Origin of the sequence: Leisingera sp. (genome assembly GCF_034669605.1) — a bacterium.
GTDB lineage: Bacteria > Pseudomonadota > Alphaproteobacteria > Rhodobacterales > Rhodobacteraceae > Leisingera.
The window spans coordinates 1-3159 of record NZ_JAXMOX010000324.1; the positions used below are offsets into that span (position 1 = coordinate 1).

General features: G+C 63.6%; 4 protein-coding genes. 3 read left to right on the forward strand and 1 reads right to left on the reverse strand.

Annotation, left to right across the window (positions count from 1 at the left end):
* Positions 1–260 precede the first annotated feature (260 nt).
* The gene (soxR, locus tag VOI29_RS23605) at positions 261–716 is read right to left on the reverse strand and encodes a redox-sensitive transcriptional activator SoxR (protein WP_323784221.1); all 456 of its coding nucleotides are present in this window, start codon (positions 714–716) and stop codon (positions 261–263) included.
* 97 nt (positions 717–813) lie between these two features.
* Between soxR and VOI29_RS23610 the strand changes: the two genes are divergently transcribed.
* The 3 genes from VOI29_RS23610 (at position 814) to VOI29_RS23620 (ending at position 2969) form a co-directional block, all read left to right on the forward strand.
* Positions 814–1194 (forward strand): VOC family protein, encoded by a 381-nt coding sequence (locus VOI29_RS23610; protein WP_323784223.1) that lies wholly within the window; start codon positions 814–816, stop codon positions 1192–1194.
* Between the two features lie 251 nt (positions 1195–1445).
* A complete protein-coding gene (gene greA, locus VOI29_RS23615) occupies positions 1446–1916 on the forward strand; it encodes a transcription elongation factor GreA (protein ID WP_323784225.1) in 471 nt (156 codons plus the stop codon).
* 21 nt (positions 1917–1937) lie between these two features.
* On the forward strand, positions 1938–2969 hold the full coding sequence (locus VOI29_RS23620) for a hypothetical protein (protein ID WP_323784227.1): 1032 nt from the start codon (positions 1938–1940) through the stop codon (positions 2967–2969).
* Positions 2970–3159: the final 190 nt, after the last annotated feature.

Genomic DNA, 3159 nt, shown 5'->3' on the forward strand with positions numbered 1-3159 from the left:
GCCGGCAGGGCCGGCCCCGACGATCACCACGTCGTATTCCATCGCTTCGCGTTCAATCTCGGCCATTTTGCGGCGCTCCTTGGCTTTTGTTCGCTACCGGCCCCACCAGAGTTGCGTGGGCGCAATATAAATTCGCGGTTGCTTAGCGTTTGGCAGGCCATCCGGTCAATCCAAACTCCGCGTCAAACACCTGTAAAACAGGCATCCGGGACAAAAAGTGCGTCCATTATCGTCATTCAAGCATCATTTTCCGCCGCAGTTCATATCTCGGGCCGGTCTCCCATCAGGTATCGGGGTCCCTGCCCTTTCTCTGCTGCCTTGTCTGCGGGGTTGTAAAGTTTGCAATTCGGCAGCGACAGGCAGCCGCAGCCTATGCAGCCGTCCAGATTGTCGCGCAGCCGCAGCAAGGTTTCGATTCGCTGGTCCAGATGGCTGCGGAAGCTTTCAGAGATCCGCGCCCAGTCTTCTTTGGTGGGCGTCCGGCTGCCCGGCAGGCTTTTCAGGAAACCGCGGATCTCCGGCAGGGAAAATCCGAACTGCTGGGCAATCATGATGAAGCTCATCCGCCGGATGTCGGCGCGGTGGAACCGCCGCTGCCCGCCTGCATTGCGCCAGGGCTCCACCAGCCCTTGGGCCTCGTAATAGCGGATGGCGGACACCGCGAGGCCGGTGCGGCCGGCCAGATAACCGATGGATATCCCGGCGGATGAAGGCATGGCAAACTCCCTGAAAAATTCCCTTGAGCTAAAGTTAGGTTTAGGAATTAGGGTGAGTCGCATCAACAGGTTTGCTCAAACGGCAAGGAGATTTCCAATGAGCGCAGTTCTGGAACATGCAAACGTCACCGTCGCCGACCCCAATGCCACTGCGAAATGGATGCAAGAGGTATTCGGCTGGCATGTGCGCTGGGAGGGCGAGGCCAAGAATGGCGGCTACACCGTGCATGTGGGCGGCGAGGCCAGCTATCTTGCGCTTTACACGCCGCGCACGCCCGCAGGCACCGCGCCGGAAAGCTATGGCATCATTGGCGGGCTGAACCACCTGGCGGTGATCGTCGAGGATCTGGACGCCACCGAGGCTGCGGTGACGGCTGCAGGTTTCACGCCGATGAACCACGGCGACTACGAGCCCGGGCGCCGGTTCTACTTCCATGATGATAACGGCATCGAATACGAGGCGGTGCAATATGATTGACATCCTCTGGCAGGCTGGCCTGCCCGCGCTGCCCGCACGCGGCATTTTTCCGCGCAATCCTGTGGAAAACACCTGCAATCCGTCTGCTTAGGCGGAATTGCGTGCCTGGAAGCTCCGCGCGCACTTGAAATCAGGTGCAGGATTGGGTCAGGTATTTGTCAACCGGACCGGAGGCCCCGCGGCTTATGCTGCGGGGCTGCGGTTTTCCGACTGACAAGAACACAACAATAATAGCGACCTGGACCAATCTCATGGAAAAGATCCCGATGACCCCCACGGGTCACGCCGCGCTGGAAAGCGAACTGAAGAACCTGAAATCCGTCGAACGCCCGGCGATCATCAAGGCGATTGCCGAAGCGCGCGAGCTGGGCGATTTGTCGGAGAACGCCGAATACCACTCGGCCCGCGAAAAGCAGTCCTTCATCGAGGGCCGCATCAAGGAGCTGGAAGGCATCCTGTCGCTGGCAGATGTGATCAACCCGGCCAAACTCTCAGGGGCCATCAAATTCGGCGCCAAGGTGACCGTGGTGGACGAGGACACCGACGAAGAGAAAACCTGGCAGATCGTTGGCGAGCATGAAGCCAACATCGAAGCGGGTCTGCTGAACATCAAATCGCCGATTGCGCGCGCCTTGATCGGCAAGGACGAAAGCGACAGTGTGGAGGTGCGCACACCCGGCGGCATCCGCGCCTATGAAATTCTCAAGATCGTCTATTCCTGATCCGCAAAACAGCGAGTGTTCATGACAGGCTCCAGCAGCAGTCCCGGCCCCAATCCGACTCCCGCGGGCAATCGCCCGCTGCGGCGGCTTGACGGAACTTCGGGTTATGGGCTGGGCGGAGCCGAGTTGGCGGCCATCGGCCTGGGTGCGGTCTGGCTGCTGGCGGCGGCGGCTGTGTATCTGGTTGCCCCGGAAGACGCCGGGCTGGCGCATTGGACCGGCCTGATCACTGGCGGCCTTGCCTTGGTGCTGCCGCTGGCGATGCTGTGGGTCGCGGCCTCGGCTGCGCGTTCGGCCCGGGTGATGCGGGAAGAGAGCGAGCAGCTGCAGGCCGCCATCGACGGGCTGCGGCAGACCTATCTGGCCCAGTCCCAGCAGCGTGCCGCAGTGGCCGAGCCGGCCATGGTCAAGCGGCTGGAGGAGATCGCCGAGGCCACCCGCAAGACCGAAACCGCGCTGGCCACCTTCCACACCAGCCGCCGCAATCCGCAGCGCCCGCCAATCCCCGCCGAAGCGGCCCAGCTGGCGGCGGCCGAGCAAGGGTCGCTGGCTTTGGGCACCCAGGCCGAGGATGCCGCGCCGCCGCTGCCCGCAGAACATTTTATCCGGGCGCTGAACTTCCCGGAAACGGCTGAGGATCAGGATGGTTTCGCCGCCCTGCGCGCCGCCCTGCAGGACCGCAAGGCCGCCCAAGTGATCCAGGCCGCGCAGGATGTGCTGACCCTGCTCAGCCAGGACGGCATTTACATGGACGATCTGCGCCCTGACATGGCCCGCCCCGAGATCTGGCGCCAGTTTGCCCAAGGCGCGCGCGGCCGTGCGGTTGCCCCCCTTGGCGGCGTGCGCGACCGCACCTCGCTGGCGCTGACGGCGGCACGGATGAAGCAGGACCCGATTTTCCGCGACGCCGCGCACCATTTCCTGCGCCGCTTCGACCAGATGTTTGCCGAGTTCGAAACCGAGGCCACCGACGGCGAGATTTCCGCCCTTGGCAACACCCGCACCGCCCGCGCTTTCATGCTGCTGGGCCGGGTGGCGGGCACCTTCGACTGACAGGGCGGCCCTGAGGGGCCGCTGCCTCCCCTCCCGGCGGCAAAGCCGCCTGCCGGGCAGCGGGACGCGCGTATATTGAGAAAGATGACGCAGCGGAGTGCCACGCCGGGCGCAAGCCCGGCGCCCGGCCAAACGGCGTGCAAGCATCTGTGATGCGCTGTGCCGCGGGCGGGAGCATCCCGCCTAAAGG